The organism is Comamonas sp. JNW (genome assembly GCF_003105075.1).
GTDB classification, from domain to species: domain Bacteria; phylum Pseudomonadota; class Gammaproteobacteria; order Burkholderiales; family Burkholderiaceae_C; genus Comamonas; species Comamonas squillarum.
Map to the genome: position 1 here is coordinate 69,674 of NZ_QETI01000007.1, position 17,999 is coordinate 87,672.

At 65.1% G+C, this 17,999-nt stretch carries 12 protein-coding genes; 8 read left to right on the forward strand and 4 right to left on the reverse strand.

The window, feature by feature from the left end; translation table 11 throughout:
• Positions 1–139 precede the first annotated feature (139 nt).
• Positions 140–2,875, reverse strand: a complete 2,736-nt coding sequence (gene glnE, locus DCO45_RS12030) for a bifunctional [glutamate--ammonia ligase]-adenylyl-L-tyrosine phosphorylase/[glutamate--ammonia-ligase] adenylyltransferase (protein WP_116926072.1) — start codon at positions 2,873–2,875, stop codon at positions 140–142.
• Between the two features lie 121 nt (positions 2,876–2,996).
• Between glnE and DCO45_RS12035 the strand changes: the two genes are divergently transcribed.
• The 4 genes from DCO45_RS12035 to DCO45_RS12050 all read left to right on the forward strand — a co-directional run bounded on the left by DCO45_RS12035 (position 2,997) and on the right by DCO45_RS12050 (position 10,756).
• Positions 2,997–7,169 (forward strand): YhdP family protein, encoded by a 4,173-nt coding sequence (locus DCO45_RS12035; RefSeq protein ID WP_165841184.1) that lies wholly within the window; start codon positions 2,997–2,999, stop codon positions 7,167–7,169.
• A 101-nt stretch (positions 7,170–7,270) separates the two neighbouring features.
• Positions 7,271–8,086: a carbon-nitrogen hydrolase family protein gene (locus DCO45_RS12040; RefSeq protein WP_116926199.1), complete on the forward strand. Its 816-nt coding sequence runs from the start codon at positions 7,271–7,273 to the stop codon at positions 8,084–8,086.
• The gene (locus tag DCO45_RS12045; protein ID WP_116926200.1) at positions 8,086–10,116 is read left to right on the forward strand and encodes an ATP-binding protein; all 2,031 of its coding nucleotides are present in this window, start codon (positions 8,086–8,088) and stop codon (positions 10,114–10,116) included. Before DCO45_RS12040 ends, DCO45_RS12045 begins: the two co-directional genes overlap by 1 nt.
• 10 nt (positions 10,117–10,126) lie before the next feature.
• On the forward strand, positions 10,127–10,756 hold the full coding sequence (locus DCO45_RS12050; protein WP_116926074.1) for a response regulator: 630 nt from the start codon (positions 10,127–10,129) through the stop codon (positions 10,754–10,756).
• 80 nt (positions 10,757–10,836) lie between these two features.
• On the opposite strand, the gene DCO45_RS12055 is transcribed toward DCO45_RS12050, so the two are convergent.
• Complete coding sequence (locus DCO45_RS12055) at positions 10,837–11,487, reverse strand: OmpA family protein (protein WP_021026474.1); 651 nt, start codon at positions 11,485–11,487, stop codon at positions 10,837–10,839.
• A gap of 239 nt (positions 11,488–11,726) precedes the next feature.
• On the opposite strand from DCO45_RS12055, the gene DCO45_RS12060 reads away from it, so the two are divergent.
• Positions 11,727–12,941 (forward strand): MltA domain-containing protein, encoded by a 1,215-nt coding sequence (locus DCO45_RS12060; RefSeq protein WP_116926201.1) that lies wholly within the window; start codon positions 11,727–11,729, stop codon positions 12,939–12,941.
• Positions 12,942–13,016: 75 nt separating this feature from the next.
• Here the strand turns inward: DCO45_RS12060 and DCO45_RS12065 are convergent, their stop codons facing one another.
• Entirely contained in the window at positions 13,017–13,514 is a 498-nt protein-coding gene (locus DCO45_RS12065; protein WP_116926075.1) for an Lrp/AsnC family transcriptional regulator, read from the reverse strand.
• 236 nt (positions 13,515–13,750) lie between these two features.
• On the opposite strand from DCO45_RS12065, the gene DCO45_RS22955 reads away from it, so the two are divergent.
• The 3 genes from DCO45_RS22955 to DCO45_RS12070 are packed head-to-tail and all read left to right on the forward strand — an operon-like array spanning position 13,751 to position 17,657.
• Positions 13,751–13,906, forward strand: a complete 156-nt coding sequence (locus DCO45_RS22955) for a hypothetical protein (RefSeq protein WP_165841185.1) — start codon at positions 13,751–13,753, stop codon at positions 13,904–13,906.
• Positions 13,906–14,061, forward strand: a complete 156-nt coding sequence (locus DCO45_RS22960) for a hypothetical protein (RefSeq protein ID WP_165841186.1) — start codon at positions 13,906–13,908, stop codon at positions 14,059–14,061. The genes DCO45_RS22955 and DCO45_RS22960 overlap by 1 nt, the downstream gene beginning before the upstream one ends.
• The gene (locus DCO45_RS12070) at positions 14,061–17,657 is read left to right on the forward strand and encodes an indolepyruvate ferredoxin oxidoreductase family protein (RefSeq protein ID WP_116926076.1); all 3,597 of its coding nucleotides are present in this window, start codon (positions 14,061–14,063) and stop codon (positions 17,655–17,657) included. The genes DCO45_RS22960 and DCO45_RS12070 overlap by 1 nt, the downstream gene beginning before the upstream one ends.
• Positions 17,658–17,659: 2 nt before the next feature.
• Here the strand turns inward: DCO45_RS12070 and DCO45_RS22700 are convergent, their stop codons facing one another.
• Positions 17,660–17,983 (reverse strand): hypothetical protein, encoded by a 324-nt coding sequence (locus DCO45_RS22700; protein WP_133248142.1) that lies wholly within the window; start codon positions 17,981–17,983, stop codon positions 17,660–17,662.
• Positions 17,984–17,999 lie beyond the last annotated feature (16 nt).

Here is a 17,999-nt window from a genome sequence, read left to right on the forward strand (position 1 = left end):
TTCGTCAAATTAATCAGTGAGCGTTAGGCGATAGTACATCGTTTTGAATGCCGTTGCGCGTAAGTGAATGCTAGCGACGGGTGATGACGCAGTATAAACCCTTATGAATTCCCGAGTTCCATCGGTCTTTCTGCAGGTTTTATGCGGTCTGTAACACCGTTGCCCACAGCGTTCGCACCGTCTGCTGCTCTTCGAGCAAAGCCGTCTCAGGCACCTGGGTGGGCGCCTCGTTCAGCCTGGCCAAATGTTGCACACGGCGCAATGCGCGGTAGGCATTCGCACTCGCCTCACCCATGCCTTCGGGCAGCAAACCGGCACTTTCGGCACGCCGCAGCAAGGTGATGTTGCCCAGGTTGGGACGCAATTGGGGATTGCAAGCCGAATGCAGCAAAACCAGATACTGCACGGCAAACTCCACATCCATCATGCCGCCCACGCTGTGCTTGACATCGAACAAGCCAGCGGGCACCGCATGGGCGCTGCGCACGCGCTCGCGCATGGTGGCGATCTCGCTGCGCAGCGCTGGCGCATCGCGCGGGGCGGTGATCACCGCTTCGCGCACCGCATCAAAGCGGGCAGCCAGCGCAGGGCTCCCCAGCACAAAGCGGGCGCGCGTCATCGCCTGGTGCTCCCAGGTCCAGGCGGTGTTGCTGCCGCGCTGCTGCTGGTAGTTGGCGTAGGAGTCAAAGCTGGTGACCAGCAGGCCGGAGTTGCCGTTGGGGCGCAGCGCCGTGTCGATCTCGAACAGGTCGCCCTCGCCGGTCTTGACGGTGAGCCAGCTGATGAGCTTGCGCACAAAGGCTGAATAGACCTCGGGTGCGCGCTCGTCGTCGTCGTCAAAGACAAAGACGATGTCCAGGTCGCTGCCGTAGCCCAGTTCCTTGCCGCCGAGCTTGCCGTAGCCGATGATGCCGAACTGCGGCTCGGCGCGGTGCGCGCTCTTGAGCCGGCCCCAGCACCAGCGCGTGGTCACGCGCAGCACCGCATCGGCCAGCGCCGAGAGGTCATCGGCCACCTGCTCGACCGTGATCTGCTGCTCGATGTCGCGTGTCAAGGTGCGGAAGGTCTCGGCATGGTGGGCGCGGCGCAGCAGGTTCAGCAGGTTTTCATCGTCGTCTTCTGCGGTGGATTGCAAGGCGGCACGGCGCCGCTCCAGATCCGCCTCAAACTCCTGCGGGTTGAAGCGCTCATGCATCAGTGCATCGCTGGCCAGCTCGTCGATGACGCCGGGGTGCTGCAGCATGTAGCGGGCCGGCCATTTGGCCGCGCCCAGCATGTGCATCAGTTTTTCATGCACGGCCGGGCGCTCCTGCAGCATGGCCAGGTAGCTTTCGCGGCGCAGCAGCGATTCCATCCAGTCGGCCAGGCGCACCGCGGCGATCTCGCTGACCTGGCCCTGGCTGAGCCACTGGGCCGTGCGCTGCAGCAGCAAAACCAGGCGCCCCAGGCCCGCATCGCTCAGGTAGCTGTAGCGGGGATTGCGCTGCCACTGCAGCACGCGCTCGCGCACCGCCTCGGGCAGCTTGGGCAGCACGGTCTCCAGTTCGGGCGGGCTGGCAGCGGCCCCCTTGGCGCCGCCGCATTGGCAGCTCTTGCAGGCTTCGTTGCCGCCCAGCAGTTTGTCAAACTCCTGTGCGACCAGCTCGCGGTGCGCATCGAGCTGGTGCAAGAAGCGGCACTCGTCGTCATAGCCCAGCGTCTGGGCCATCCACCGCAGGTCGTCATCGCGCGTGGGCAGCACATGGGTCTGCTGGTCGTCCAGGTACTGGATGCGGTGCTCCACCTTGCGCAGAAAAGTGTAGGCGTCGGCCAGGGCCTGTGCGGTTTCGGGCGCCATCAGGTTGGCGCGCTCCAGGCGGGGCAGGGCCTCCAAGGTGGCGCGGCAGCGCAGCTCGGGGAACTGGCCGCCTCGCACCACCTGCAGCAGCTGCACGATGAACTCGATCTCGCGGATGCCGCCGCGCGAGAGCTTGACGTCATTGGCGCGCTCGGGGTGGCCCGCGCTGCGCTTGGACGCATGCTCGCGGATCTGGCGGTGCAGGCTGCGCAGCGAATCGAAGACCGCGTAGTCGAGGTAGCGGCGGAACACAAAAGGCAGCACCGCGCCGCGCAGCGCCTGCACATTGGGGCTGCGGATATCGGCCAGTGGCGCCACGATGCGGCTCTTGAGCCAGGCAAAGCGCTCCCACTCGCGGCCATGGGTCTGCAGGTAGTCTTCCAGTGCGGCGACCGAGATGGCGGCCGGGCCGGAGTTGCCATTGGGCCTCAGCATCAAGTCCACGCGGAACACAAAGCCGTGCTCGGTGGTCTCGCCAATCAGCTGGTAGATCAGCTTGATCGCGCGGATGAAGTACTCATGGTTGCTGAGCTTGCCCCGGCCATCGGGCTGGCCCTGGGTCTCGCCCTCTTGCTCGTAGATATAGATCAGGTCGATGTCGCTGGAGACATTGAGCTCGCGCGCGCCCAGCTTGCCCATGCCGATCACCCACAGCTGCACCGGGTTGCCATCTGCGTCGCGCGGGGCGCCATGGCGGCTGTCGAGCTCGGCCCGCGCAGCGGTGCAGGCGGCATCGAGCGCCAACTCGGCCAGCTCGGTCACGCCCCGGGTGATGGTCTGCAGATCGGCCTGCTCGTCGCAGTCCAGGTGCACCAGGCGCTCCATCACCAGCTGGCGAAGAATGCGCAGCGCAGCGCCCAGTGCATAGCCCTGGGCCTGCAGCGCAGCCAGGGTCGGTGCCATCGTGGCATGCGTAGGGGGGCCGCTGGGCAGCAGATCGAGCAAACCCTCGTAGCGGCGGTGCAGGCGCTGGACGAAGCGCGAATGCTCAGACAGAGGCAGGCTGGCCTGCGGGGGCGTGATATCCGTGTGTGCCATAGCGCTTTATCGACAATGTCCTGCGGCAGACCTGTTCAAATGCTCACATATGCAACGCGAGCGAGGGACTTGCCGCGGGTCATAATTTCGCTTTCCCCTTACTGATTGGACTCGATTGACTGTGCGCGCGCCCCGATTGCTCAAGCTCGCTGCCAAGCTGGTGCAATGGTCGCTGGGCTTATTGCTGGGCTTGGTGCTGTTGCTGGCCTTGGCGGTGGCGGCGCTGCATTGGTGGATTGTGCCCCGTATCAATGACTTTCGCCCGCAAGTGGAATCTAGGCTATCGCAGGCGCTGGGGGTGCCGGTGCGCATCGACCGGCTGCAGGCCGATGGCAACAACAGCCTGGTGCCCGCCATTGCGGTGCAGGGCCTGCGCATCGCGCAGCCCGATGGCTCTGCCGGGTTTACCCTGGATACGATCCAGGTGGCCTTGTCGGTGCCGTCGCTGTTGCGACTGCGGGCCGAGCAGATCGTCATCAACGCGCCGCAGCTGACGGTGCAGCGCGCCGCCGATGGCAGTGTGCGCGTGGCCGGCGTGTTGGTGGAGACCTCGCAGAGCCAGGACAGCGGCAGCGCTGCCGATTGGCTGTTTCGCCAGCGCGAAGTCCTGGTCCAGGGCGGCAGCATCACCTGGGATGACCAGCTGCGCGGTCTGCCGCCTGTCACCTTCAGCGACGTGCATCTGCTGCTGCGCAACCCCGGTCTGCGCCATGAATGGCAGCTGCGCGTGCGCCCGCCCGAGGACTGGGGCGACGCGCTGGAGCTGCGCGGCCGCATGCACCAGCCCATCTGGGCGCTGCACGATGGCCGCTGGAAGCACTGGAGTGGCCAGGTCTACCTGGAGGCGCTCCAGCTCAATGCCGCAGCGATGGCGCCCTACCTGCCGCCGGCGATGGGCCTGCAGCAAGGCCAGGGCTCGGCGCGCCTCTGGCTGGATGTGACGCGGGGCAAACTGACGAATGGCACGGCCGATGTGGCCTTGCGCGATGTGGGCGTGCGCCGCCAAGCTGCGGCGGCCAGCGATGACAAAGCGGCGCAGGGCACGGTGCTGCTGCTGCGCTCGGTGCAGGGACGCATCGGCGGCGCCGCCGATGACAGCGGCTTTCGCGTGCTGACGGAGAACCTGGCGGTGGAGTCGGCCAATGGCGAGCAATGGCCCGGTGGCAGCGCCCGCATCAACCATGTCTATGCCCAGGGCAAGCAGCCCAGCGAGACCGAAGCCAGTGCCCAGTCGCTCGATATTGCCTCGCTGGCCCAGCTGGCGCGGCTGCTGCCCATCCCCGACAACGCCCGCCAGTGGTTGCAGAGCAACCGGCCCGCCGGCCTGATCCGCAGCGCATCGGCCCATTGGCGTGGCGACATGGATACCTTGCAGGACTGGCAGGTCAAGGCCGATGTGGGCCAGCTGGCCTTTGGCATGCCGGCTGCCGCGCCACGCGCCAATGCGGCGCGCGACAGCCATGGCGGTCTGGTGCTGGCGGCCGGGCAGCCGCATGTGGGCCTGCGCGGGCTGGATCTGACGATTGATGCGCGGGCCGGTGGCGGCCAGGCCAAGATGGCCTTTGCCGATGGTGCGCTCTACCTGCCGTCGGTATTTGAAGACCCGCAGGTCCCCATCACCTTGGCCAGCACCCAGCTGCAGTGGACGGTGCAGGGAGAGCATATCCAGATGCAGTCCGAGCGGCTGGAGTTTGCCAATGCGCATGCAGCCGGCCATGCGCGCTGGTCCTGGCAGACGGCCGACCCGCAGAAGACGGGGTCCCACTCGCGCTTTCCTGGCATCCTGCAGCTCAAGGGCGTGCTCGAGCGGGCCGATGGCACCCAGGTGCACCGCTATTTGCCGCTGCACATTCCACCCGATGCACGCCACTATGTGCGCGATGCCGTTCTGGCCGGCCAGGCCAGCAATGTGCAGTTCGAGATCAACGGCGATCTGTGGGAAGTGCCTTTCCCCGATTCGCGCCACGGCCTGTTCCGCATCGTGGCACCCGTGCGCGATGTGCGCTATGCCTATGTGCCCAACTCGCACCTGCACCCTGGCGAAAAGCCCTGGCCGGAGCTCAACCGCCTCTCGGGCGAGCTGGTGTTCGAAGGCAATGGCATGCAGGTCAACAAGGCCAAGGGCATTCTGGACGGCAACCAGCGCATCGTGGTCGACCAGACCAGTGCCCAGATTCCCGACTTCCATGCCACGCGCGTGCTTGTCAATGCACAGGCCAATGGGCCCTTGGCCGATATGCTGGCCACCGTGCGCGGCAGCGCGATTGATGCGCTGACCCAGCAGGCACTGGCGCAGACCCAGGCCGATGGTGATGCCCAACTGCAACTCAAGCTCGACCTGCCGGTGCATGACATGGCCCAGGCCAAGGTCGATGGCAAGGTGCTGCTGCCGGGCAACCGTATCCAGTTCCATGATGACTCGCCGGTGGTCGACAAGGTTACCGGCGCGGTGCAGTTCTCCGAGCATGGTTTTGCGCTGCAGGAGCTGCAGGGCCAGGCGCTGGGCGGTGCGGTCAAGTTCTCCGGTGGCATGGATGTCAGCGGCCTGCCCGCTGGCGCGGACCATGGCCCCCGCCTCAAGGTGCGCGCCAATGGCGTGGCCACGGCCGACGGCCTGCTGCGCGCCAAGGAGCTGGGCCCGGTGGTGCAGCTGGCGCAACTGGCCCAAGGCCAGGCCGCCTACCAGTTGGACATCAGCATGGCCCAGGGCGTGCCGCTGGTGGAGGTGCGCAGCGATCTGGCAGGTATGGCCCTGGCGCTGCCGGTGCCGCTGAAAAAGGCGGCCGATGAGGTCTGGCCGACGCACTTTGCCAGCACCGTGCCGGAGGCTGCGCCGTCAGCGCTGGTGCGGCAGAACATGCAGCTCGATGTGGGTGGGCGCCTGCAGCTGCGCTATGTGCGCGATATCAGCAGCGATGATAAGGTGCCCGACAAGGTGGTCAGTGGCGTGCTGCGCCTGGGCGCCGGCGCGCTGACCTTGCCGGCCAAGGGCGTGATTGCCGAGGTGCAGCTGCCGCAGGTCGATGTGCAGGAATGGCAGGCGCTGGCCCAGCGCCTCAAGGCCATGGCGCCGGCACAGAAGACGCCTGTGGCAGAGGGCGCAGCGGCCGCAGGGGCGGCCCCCCCTGCGTCGCCCGCCGATGGCGACGCCTATGCCGCCTTTTTGCCCGACCACTGGGATATCCGCCTCGATACCGTACAGGTGCGCGGCATGGATATCCACAACCTGCACCTGAGCGGCTCGCGCACGGGGCCGCATTGGCGCAGCCAGGTCAGCTCCAGCCTGCTCGATGGCCAGCTGGAGTACGAGCAGGAGGCCAAGGGCCCGGGCACGATCCGCGCGCGGCTGAGCCAGCTGCGTGTGGGCCAGGAGGGCGCAGACAGCAAGGCCGGCGCCAGCCAGGATGACGCGCTGGGCCAGGAGCCCGGGCAGCTGCCGGCGCTCGATGTGGTGGTGGAGGACCTGCGCTGGCGCCAGCATTCGGTGGGCCGCCTGGAGGTACAGGCCGTCAACCAGCGCCAAGCGGACAAATCCTGGTGGCAGCTGAAAAACATGGTGCTCTCGAACGATGCCGCCAGCCTGCAGGCCAGTGGCGACTGGGGTGCCCAGCGCAGCAGCAGCGGCGGGCGCCGTACCGAGCTGGAAATGCGCCTGGACCTGAAGGACACCGGCGCGCTGCTGGGCCGCCTGGGCATGGCCGGTGTGGTGCGCCAGGGCAAGGGCTCGGTGCAGGGGCGCATCGGCTGGACGGGCAGCCCCGTGAGCCCGGACTACGCCAGCATGGACGGCAAGCTGCATATCGATGTCGGCCAGGGCCAGTTTCTGAAGGTGGAGCCCGGTGCGGCCAAGCTGCTGGGCGTCCTCAACCTGCAGGCCTTGCCGCGCCGGCTGACCCTGGATTTCAAGGACGTGTTCAGCGCAGGCTTTGGCTTTGACTTTGTGCGTGGCGATGTGCTGGTGAGCGATGGCGTGGCCTCGACCACGAACATGCAGATGAAGGGCGTGACCGCTGCCGTGCTGCTCGAAGGCAGCGCCAACCTGCGCGATGAAACGCAGGACCTACATGTGGTTGTCATCCCCGAGCTGAACACCACGACGATGGCGCTGGTGACCACCGCCATCAACCCGGTCATTGGCATTGGCACCTTCCTGGCCCAGGCCTTGTTCAAGGGGCCGTTGACGCAGGCGGTGACCCAGGAGTTCGAGGTCAGCGGCTCCTGGTCGGAGCCCGAGGTCAAGCGCATAGGCCGCAGGCAGGAAGCGGACAGCAACGCGGTGGGCACCCCGCATTGAGCGCCCGGACGCTGCGCTGAGTCACCTTCGATATCCGCAGGCACCGCGCCCGGTCAGCGGTTACGGATAATAGCTGCCAGTTTCTCTTGCAGGATGCATCGATGAAAGTAGCCGCACTCCAAATGGTGACCAGCACAGACTGGGAGCACAACCGCGCGCAGGCCTGGCAGCTGCTGCAGCAGGCGGCAGCCGCTGGAGCGGAGCTGGCGGTGCTGCCCGAGTACTTCTGCCTGATGGGCGAGCGCGATACCGACAAGCTGGCGCTGGCCGAGCCGTTTGGCGAAGGCCCCATGCAGCGGTTCCTGGCCGACAGCGCCCGCAGCCTGGGGCTGTGGATCGTTGGCGGCACCGTGCCGCTGCAGGGGCCGGACGCCGCGCATGTCTACAACAGCAGCTGCGTCTACAACCTGCAGGGCGACTGCGTGGTGCGCTACGACAAGATGCATTTGTTTTGCTATGCCAACGAGCGCGAGTCCTATGACGAACACCGCGTCATCGCGCCTGGCCATGCGCCGGTGCACTTTGACCTGCCCAGCCACGATGGCCACCGCTGGCGCATCGGCCTGAGCATCTGCTACGACCTGCGCTTTCCCGAGCTCTACCGCCTGCATGCGCAGGCGGGCGCCCAGTTGATGCTGGTGCCCAGCGCCTTTACCTACACCACAGGCCAGGCGCACTGGGAGCTGCTGCTGCGCGCGCGTGCCGTCGAGAACCTGGCCTATGTGCTGGCCGCAGCCCAAGGCGGCCAGCATGAAAACGGCCGCCGCACCTGGGGCCACAGCATGGCCATCAACCCCTGGGGCGAGGTGATGGCGCTGCAGGCGAGCGAGCCCGGCATGGTGCTGGCCGACCTGGACTGGGCGCAACTGCAGCGCTGGCGCCAGCAGCTGCCTGCCTTGCAGCACCGCGTATGCTGATGGCGCATTGGGCGCAGTCGCTGGCGCAGCGCTGGCACCAGAGCTGGCGGCGTTGGTCGCTGTGGTCGGCGCTGGTGCTGCTGGTGGCGGGCACCTTGGTTACCCAGGTCTGGCTGGCCGGCCGCTATGAGATCTCTGAAGTGCAGCAGCGCCTGGACCGTGAGGCCCAAGATGCCGTCAGCGATATCCGCAGCCGGTTCAACGACAACGTCAACCGCTTGCGCAGCATGCCGCGCTATGACAGCGATGTGATGGCCTGGCAGTCGGCTGCGGCCACCATCTTGCGCAACCAGCGTGACCTGGCGCATATCGAATGGCGCAACCCGCAGCTGCAGATCGAGGCCAGCGAGGAGTCGCCTTATTTGAACCTGCAGTGGTCGGCCATTGACCGCACCGGCATGAACACCGAGAGCCATACCGCCTGCCTGCGCGCCCGCAACACCGGCGCGGCCTCGTACGCGGGCAGCTATTTCCTGTCGCAGGGCAATGGCACCGGGCTGGAGCTGCTCGAACTGTGCGTGCCGGTGATCACTGGTGACCAGCTGCACGGCTTTGCGGTGGCCACCTACATCCTGCAGAACGTGCTGTCGGACCTGGTCAACGAGAGCCTGCGCCGCAACCATGAGCTGTCCTTCACCGAGACCGATGGCACGCGGCTGGCGATTGTCAGCACACCCCGGCGCGGCACGCGCGTGTTCACCTCCAACCAGCTGCTCGATCTGCCCGGTGTGGCGCTGATGCTGCGGGTGGACAGCTGGCATGCGGCGCCCAATGTCTTTCCCAATGTGCTCACCGCGCTGGTTACCGGCATGTCGATCGCGCTGATCACCGTGCTGGTGGTGCTGGTGCGCGACAACCGCCGCCGCCTGAAAGCCGAGCGCGATCTGGGTGATGCGCTGGCCTTTCGCAAGGCGATGGAAGACTCGCTGGTGACAGGGCTGCGCGCGCGCGACCTGCATGGCAAGGTCACCTATGTGAACCCGGCGTTTTGCGAGATGGTGGGCTTTTCGGCCGAGGAGATTCTGGACCCGAGCAAGGCCACGCCTTACTGGCCGCCGGAGATGGCGCCCGAATACGCGCGCCGCCAGCAGATCCGCCTGTCAGGCCATTTGCCGCCGCCGCGCGAGGGCTATGAATCGACCTTCATGCACAAAGAAGGCCGGCGCTTTCCGGTGCTGATTTTCGAGGCCCCGCTGATCAATGCCGCCGGGCTGCATACCGGATGGATGAGCGCCTTTGTCGACATGAGCGAGCAGCGCCGGGTCGAGGAGCTCTCGCGCGCCTCGCAGGAGCGCCTGCAGGCCACCGCGCGCCTGGCGACGGTGGGCGAGATGGCCTCACTGCTGAGCCACGAACTCAACCAGCCGCTGGCCGCGATCTCCAGCTATGCGACGGGCATCATGAACCTGCTGCCCGATGGCGCCTCGCCCGATGAGGTGCAGGAGCACCTGCCCGATGTGCGCATGGCCGTGCAGCGCATGGCCTTCCAGGCCGAGCGGGCGGGCAAGGTCATCAAGAGCGTGCATGGCTTTGTGCGCCGGCGCGACCAGTCGCGCGAGTTTTTGCAGGCCTCCGAGCTGATGGACGCGGTATTGCCGCTGGTGCGGCTGCAGGCGCGTAAACTCTATGTCGATGTGGCCACCGAGGTCGCGCCGGGCTTGCCCGCCGTTTTCTGTGACCGGACCATGGTCGAGCAGGTGCTGCTCAACCTCAGCCGCAATGGCATGCAGGCCATGGACTATGGCGGCACGCACCCCCGGGTGCTGCAGATGCTGGTGCGGCTGGCGCCCAGCGACGATGGCCGGTCTTGGGTGGAGTTTGTCGTGGCCGATGTGGGCGAGGGCATCACCGAGGAGGTGGCCGCACGCCTCTACACCCCCTTCTTCACCACCAAGGAGGAAGGCATGGGCCTGGGCCTGAGCCTGTGCCGCACTGTGGTCGAGCAGCATGGCAGCCACTTGCGCTATCTGCCCAACCAGCCCCGCGGGACCATCTTCAGTTTTACCCTGCCAACCTGGCGCAACGATTGAAAGTTCAGAGATGCAGCCGCTTGTGAATGCGACCGTGTATATCGTCGATGATGATGCCGAGGTGCGCGATGCCCTGGCCTGGATGCTGCGCTCGCGCCGCTTGCTCAGCGAGAGTTTTGCCTCGGCCGAGGCCTTTGAGGCCATGCTGCGCAGCCGCCCGCCCCAGGTGGACCCGGCCTGTGCGCTCCTGGATGTGCGCATGCCCGGCATGAGTGGCCTGGCGCTGTTTGACCGCTTGGTCGAGATGGATGTGATTGCCGCCTTGCCAGTGATTTTTTTGACCGGCCACGCCGATGTACCCACGGCGGTGGCCACCGTCAAGCGCGGTGCCTTTGATTTTTGCGAAAAGCCGTTTTCCGACAACGTGCTGGTCGACCGTATCGAGCATGCGCTGCAGGCATCGAGCGACTATCTGGAGACGCTGCGCTCGCAGCAAGGCGTGCGCGAGCGCGTGGCCGAGCTGACGGACCGCGAGCAGGCCGTCATGCGCCTGGTGATCGATGGCCTGCCCAACAAGCTGATTGCCGATGAGCTGACCATCAGCGTGCGCACGGTCGAAGTGCACCGGGCCCGGGTGTTTGACAAGATGCAGGTCAAATCAGCGGTGGAGCTGGCCAACCTGCTGCGCGATCTTTCCTGAGTCTGCCGTTAGCGCGGGCCCACAAAAAAGGGCGCCAGTCCTTGAACTGATGCCCTTTGTGTATTCCGCACAGGCAGGTGTTAACGGCCTGGCTGCACTTCACCGACATAAATCTCGACGCGGCGGTTGTGCGCGCGGCCAGCCGGGGTGTCATTGCTGGCCACGGGCTGGCGCGAGCCCATGCCCTGCACCTGGATGCGCGCGCCGTTCACGCCGCGCTGCGTCAGGTAGTTGCGGGCGCTCTCGGCACGGGCGAGCGACAGCGGGTCGTTGATGCCGTCGTTGCCGGTGCTGTCGGTGTGGCCGATGATGCGTACCTGGGCATTGGGGTTGTTGCGCAGGCCTTCGGCAAAGCGGTCCAGAATCGGTGCGAAGTTGCCCTGGATGTCCGAGCGGTTGGTCTGGAACGAGATGTCGCTGGGGATATCGAGCTTGAGCTGGTTGTCCGGCGTCTGCGTCACCACCACGCCGGTGCCCTGGGTGGCCTGCTCCATCTCCTGCTTTTGCTTTTGCATGTGCTGCGACCAGATATAGGTGCCCAGCGCGCCGATACCCGCGCCGATCACCGCGCCCGAGCCTGCATGGCCGCCAGCGATCGCACCCACGGCAGCGCCGCCCAGTGCGCCCACGCCGGCGCCGGTGGCGGTTTGGCGTTGGGTGTCAGACATGTTGGCGCAACCGCTCAGGATGGCCAGACTGGCAACGGCAGAGACTAGAATTTGTTTACGCATGCTTGAACTCCTCTGATGCAAGGGCCGATCCGGAAATGGAGCAGGCCGTGGATGCAAATTGTGGGCAGTAGAACTGCCAAATGCCAGAGACAAAGTTCAAAAATGGTAAAAATGACGGCAATGAGCGGCCATGTCCTACGATTTGCGCAAGCTAGTCGCGAGGAGGCTGCTCATCTTTGCTTACGATTTCCCCTTTTTTGCGACCGGCAAACATCGTCCACCAGACGATCGCCACCAGTATGACCAACGCCAATAGCGCTTCCAGCAATATCAGTCCCATCGGTACCCGCTCCTTACGTACGCTGTCGATGGCTGCGATTGTAGGAATTCTGGCCGCCTGCTCCAGCCAAGTCCCTTTGGACCAGCCGTCTTCGCCGACCACCCGCCCGCCGGTATCGGGCAGCATCGAGGTGCTGCCACCCGATGCCAATGAGCCGCTGCCCCCGGCGATCCAGCAGGCCAAGAGCCGCTGGGTGCCGGTGCACTGGTCGTCGGTGCCCGGCCTGGAGCAGGACAACCTGGCCGATGCCTGGAACGCCTGGATCAAAAGCTGCAGCCGCCCGCCCGCGCCGTTTGCGCAGTTTTGCTCCGAGGTGCGGCGCATGAGCCTGGCCTCGACCGAAGAGCAGCGCGCCTGGATGGTGTCGCGCTTTCAGCCCTACCGCGTCGAATCGCTCGATGGCAACCCCGATGGCATGCTGACAAGCTATTTCGAGCCCATGCTCGATGGCACGCGCCAGCCGGGCAATGGCTATTCGATCCCGCTGTACCGGTCGCCAGCCACGCTGGGTACGCGCAAGCCCTGGTTCAGCCGCCAGCAGATCGAGACCCTGCCGCAGGTGCAGGCCGAGCTGCAGGACAAGGTGATTGCCTGGGTCAACGACCCGGTCGATGCGATGGTGCTGCACATCCAGGGCTCGGGCCGGGTGCGCATCCAGGAGGCCGATGGCTCGGTGCGCCTGATCCGTGTGGCCTATGCCGCCACCAATGACCACCCGTACAAGAGCATTGGCAAGTGGCTGCTCGACCAGGGCCTGGTGCGCGATGCCACCTGGCCGGGCATCAAGGCCTGGATTGCCGCGAACCCAACCCGTGTCAACGAGCTGCTCTGGAGCAACCCGCGCTATGTGTTCTTCAAGGAAGAGCCGCTGTCGCCGCTCGATGCCGAGTTTGGCCCCAATGGTGCCCAGGGTGTGCCGCTGACCCCTGGCCGCTCGATTGCGGTGGACCGGGGTAGCATCCCCTACGGCACCCCTGTGTGGCTGTCGTCCACCGGCCCTACCGTGCAGCTCAACCGCCTGGTGATGGCGCAGGACACGGGCAGTGCCATCCTGGGCGCCGTGCGCGCCGACTACTTTGCCGGCTGGGGCCATGAGGCGGGTGATTTCGCCGGCCGGGTCAAGCAGCCGCTGCGCCTGTGGGTGCTGTGGCCCCGGGGCGTGGCCAAGCGCTGAGGCGCTGGGTTGGAGCCACCAAGGCCAGCTGCGAGGCTGGCCTTTTGCATGGCGTTGTTGCGGTGCCCGCTGCGGTCAACGCGAAGGCGCGCCCTTGGGGTTGGCCGTCATCGGCAGCGGCAAGGCGCTGCTGGATTTGACCTCGCCGAGCGAAAAGGTGGTGTGCACATCTTTCACATTGGGCAGGTGCAGCAGCACATTGCGGATAAAGCTGGAAAAACTCTCCAGGTCCTTGGCGACCACCTGCAGCTCAAACGTACCCGCGCCACTGATGTAGTGGCACGACGTGACCTCGGGCAGCAGGCGGATCGATTCCTCCATGCGCAAGGTGATATCGGCGGTGTTCTGCGCGGCATCGACGCGCACAAAGGCCAGCACGCCCAGACCGAGCTTGTGGCGGTCCAAGGTCGCGTGGTAGCCGGTGATGTAGCCGGCCTCCTCAAGCGCACGCACCCGGCGCCAGCAGGGCGCGGCCGACAGGCCCACGCGCTGGGCCAGTTCGGCATTCGTCAAACGGGCGTTTTTTTGCAGCTCGTAGAGGATGGCCCAGTCGAATTTGTCAATTTGGTTCATTTATTGCCATTATTGAGCAAGATTCTTTCAAATACTAGGTAAACCCCGGCAAGGAAAAGAATACTTTATTCTTGCTGCCCGTCATACACTGCAGCGATGAAGGGCCTGGTGTTTTGCCGTGCCCGCTGGCCCCCGGATGCATTGCTGGTATCTGCGGGTGCCAGATTCTTATAACGCCCCACAATCCCGGACCTGCCACAAGCGGCCACCGGGTGCTCTCCCCAGGAGACAAGACGATGAATGCCTCACTCCCCGAGTCCGTCCGCAAAGCGCTGGAGACGGTCACGCTTGATGACAACCTGCAGCGCAGGTTGCAACACAAATATGCAGCGGGCGGCGCAGCCGCACGTGGCGAATTTGGCGTCGAGCCTGTTTGCCAAGGAGGTGTGTGATGAACGCTTCACTGCCCGAGTCTGTTCGCAAAGCGCTGGAAACCGTCACGCTCGATGACAACCTGCAACGCGGGTTGCAACACAAAAACGCAGCGGGCGGCGCAGCCGCACGTGGCGTATTTGGCGTCGAGCCTGTTTGCCAAGGAGGTGTGTGATGAACGCTTCACTGCCCGAGTCCGTTCGCAAGGCGCTGGAAACCGTCACGCTCGACGACAAATACGCATTGGCACACGGCCGTGCATTCATGAGCGGGGTGCAAGCCCTTGTTCGCCTGCCGATGCTGCAGCGCCAGCGCGATGCCTTGCAGGGCCTCAACACCGCAGGCTTTATCAGCGGCTACCGGGGTTCGCCCCTGGGCGGCTACGACCAGGCGCTGTGGGCGGCCAAAAAGCACCTCAAGGAAAACCACATCGAGTTCCAGCCTGGCGTCAACGAAGAGCTGGGCGCCACCGCCGTCTGGGGCACGCAGCAGCTCGACCTGTACCCGCAGAGCAAGAAGTTCGACGGTGTCTTTGGCATCTGGTACGGCAAGGGCCCGGGCGTGGACCGCAGCGTGGACGTGTTCAAGCACGCCAACATGGCGGGCACGGCCAAGCACGGCGGCGTGATTGCGCTGGCGGGCGATGACCACATCAGCAAATCCTCGACGGCGGCGCACCAGAGCGACCACATCTTCAAGGCGGTGGGCTCGCCGGTGTTCTTTCCCTCCAGCGTGCAGGACATCCTGGACATGGGCCTGCACGCGTTTGCGCTGAGCCGTTTCTCCGGCGTCTGGTCGGGCATGAAGACGATCCAGGAGATCGTGGAGTCGTCGGCCAGCGTCTCGGTGGACCCGGACCGCGTCAACATCATCACCCCCGATGACTTTGTGATGCCGCCCGGCGGCCTGCACATCCGCTGGCCCGATGCGCCGCTGGAGCAGGAAGCGCGCCTGATGGACTACAAGTGGTATGCGGCGCTGGCCTATATCCGCGCCAACAAGCTCAACTACAACGTCATCTCCACCCCCAACGATCGCTTTGGCATCATCGCCAGCGGCAAGGCCTTCAATGACACGCGCCAGGCGCTGATCGACCTGGGTCTCGACGACGACACCTGCCGCCAGCTGGGCATCCGCCTGCACAAGGTCAACGTGGTCTGGCCGCTCGAGGCCTCGATCACACGCGACTTTGCGATGGGCCTGCAGGAGATTTTGGTGGTCGAGGAAAAGCGCCAGATGATCGAGTACCAGCTCAAGGAAGAGCTGTACAACTGGCGCTCGGATGTGCGCCCCCACGTGCTGGGCAAGTTTGATGAGACCGATGGCGACCACTCGGGCGGCGAGTGGTCGGTGCCCAACCCCAGCGAGCACTGGCTGCTGCGCCCCAAGGCCGACCTGACCCCGGCGCTGATTGCGCAGGCGCTGGCCAAGCGCCTGAAAAAGCTGGGCGTGCCCGATGACATCGTGCGCCGCATGGATGCGCGGCTGCAGGTGATTGCCGCGCGCGAGCAGGGCCTGAAGGACAGCGGGCAAGAGTCGGTCGACCGCCTGCCCTGGTTTTGCAGCGGCTGCCCGCACAACACCAGCACCCGCGTGCCCGAAGGCAGCCGCGCCGTAGCCGGCATTGGCTGCCATTACATGGTCAACTGGATGCCCGACCGCAACACCAGCACCTTCACGCAGATGGGCGGCGAAGGTGTGACCTGGGTCGGCCAGGCGCCGTTCACCACCGACCAGCATATCTTCTCGAACCTGGGTGACGGCACCTACTTCCACAGCGGACTGCTGGCCATCCGCCAGAGCATTGCCTCGGGTGTGAACATCACCTACAAGGTGCTCTACAACGATGCCGTGGCGATGACCGGTGGCCAGCGCGTGGGCGAACGGCCCGAGGGCCACTCGGTGCTGCAGATCATGACCAGCCTGTTGTCCGAAGGGGTCAAGAAGCTGGTCATCGTGACCGACGAGCCGGAAAAATACCAAGGCGTGCAGCTGGGTGCTGGCGTGACCGTGCACCACCGCGACGAGCTCGACCGCATCCAGCGCGAGTTCCGCGAGCTCAAGGGCACGACGGCCATCATCTATGACCAGACCTGCGCAACCGAAAAGCGCCGCCGCCGCAAACGCGGCACGCTGGCCACGCCGGCCAAGACCGTCATCATCAACGAGGCGGTGTGTGAGGGCTGCGGTGACTGCTCGGTGCAGTCCAACTGCCTGTCGGTCGAGCCGGTGGAGACCGATTTTGGCCGCAAGCGCAAGATTAACCAAAGCACCTGCAACAAGGATTTCTCCTGCGTCAAAGGCTTTTGCCCGAGCTTTGTCACCATCGAAGGCGGCCAGCTCAAAAAAGCCAAGAAGGAGAAAAAGGGCGATATGGCCAAGCTGCCCGCCTTGCCCGATCCGGTGCTGCCTGTGGCCACGCAGGCTTGGGGCATTGTGGTGGCCGGTGTCGGCGGCACCGGCGTGATCACGATCGGCTCGCTGCTGGGCATGGCTGCGCACCTGGAAGGCAAGGGCGTGGTCACGCAGGATGCGGCAGGTCTGGCGCAAAAGGGCGGCTCGACCTGGAGCCATATCCAGATCGCCAATTCACCTGATGCCATCTACACCACCAAGGTGGACACGGCCAAGGCCGACCTCATCATTGGCTGCGACCCCATCGTCGCGGCCAACAAGACCACCTTGGCGGCTATGCAGCAGGGCCGCACCTTTGTGGCGCTCAACACCCATGGCGCGCCCACGGCAGCCTTTGTGCACAACCCCAACTGGCAGTTCCCCGAGGCCGGTTGCGAATCGGCGATCCTGGCCGCAGTCGGCCAAGAGGGTGTGGGCATGTTCGATGCCGAGCACATTGCCACCCAGGCGCTGGGCGACAGCATCTACACCAACCCGCTGATCCTGGGTTACGCCTGGCAAAAGGGCCGGGTGCCGCTGTCCCATGCCGCACTGATGCGGGCGATGGAACTGAACGGTGTGCAGGTGGACAACAACAAGGCCGCGTTTGAGTGGGGCCGCCAATGCGCCGCCAACCTGACCCAGGTTCAGGCCATGTTTGCCGCCCAGCAGGTCATCCAGTTGGTGAAAAAGCCATCCTTGCAAGAGCTGGTGGCCAAGCGCGTGGCCTTCCTCACCGACTACCAGGACAGCGCCTACGCCGCCGACTACCAGGCCTTTGTGAACCAGGTGCAAGCGGCCGAGGCGACATTGGGCAGCAGCACGCGCCTGTCGCAGGCGGTGGCGCGCTATCTGTTCAAACTGATGGCCTACAAGGACGAGTACGAGGTGGCGCGTCTGCACACCACGGCTGAGTTCAGCGAGAAGATTGCCAGCATGTTCGAGGGTGATTACAAGATCGTGCACCACCTGGCGCCGCCCACCACGGCCAAGCGCAACGATAAGGGCGAGCTGGTCAAGAAGGCCTATGGCGGCTGGATGCGCAAGGCTTTTGGCGTGCTGGCAGGGCTCAAGGGCCTGCGCGGTGGCGCGCTTGATATCTTTGGCCGCACCGAAGAGCGCCGCACCGAGCGCGCGCTGATCCAGGAGTACCGTGCCTGCATCGAGGAGCTGCTGCAGGGACTGAGCGCCGAGCGCCTGGCGCTGGCGGTGGAAATCGCCAGCATTCCTGAAGACATCCGTGGTTATGGCCATGTCAAGGAACGCCACCTGGCTGCGGCCCGTGCCAAATGGCAGCAGCTGATGGCGCGCTGGCGTGCCCCAGCGGATGCTGGCAATGCGCCGGTGGCCGCCAAGCCAGAACCGGCTCGGGTGTAAAGCTATTGGCCATCAGCCTCTGCAGGCCATGCCGACCAAGCCGCCAGGATACCGTGCCTGGCGGCTTTTTTGTCAGGCTGCGCGGCCCGATGGTGTGACAAATTTGTCACATTGGGCAGTTCATGCCGCGCTGTTTCCGCATTTCTGCGCGCAAATACCACCTCTGCGGCTGCATGGGCCATAGTGGCTTCTACCAATACGCTGGCATGAAAGCTGCTTAATTCCATGAAAACAACCGGAAAAACCAGAGGCATCCAAGGTATTGCCTGGGTGTTCGCAGAGGGGCACGCATACAATGCTTCTCTTTGGGCCTTGGTTTTGGTCATCCAGGCAAGGCCTGCA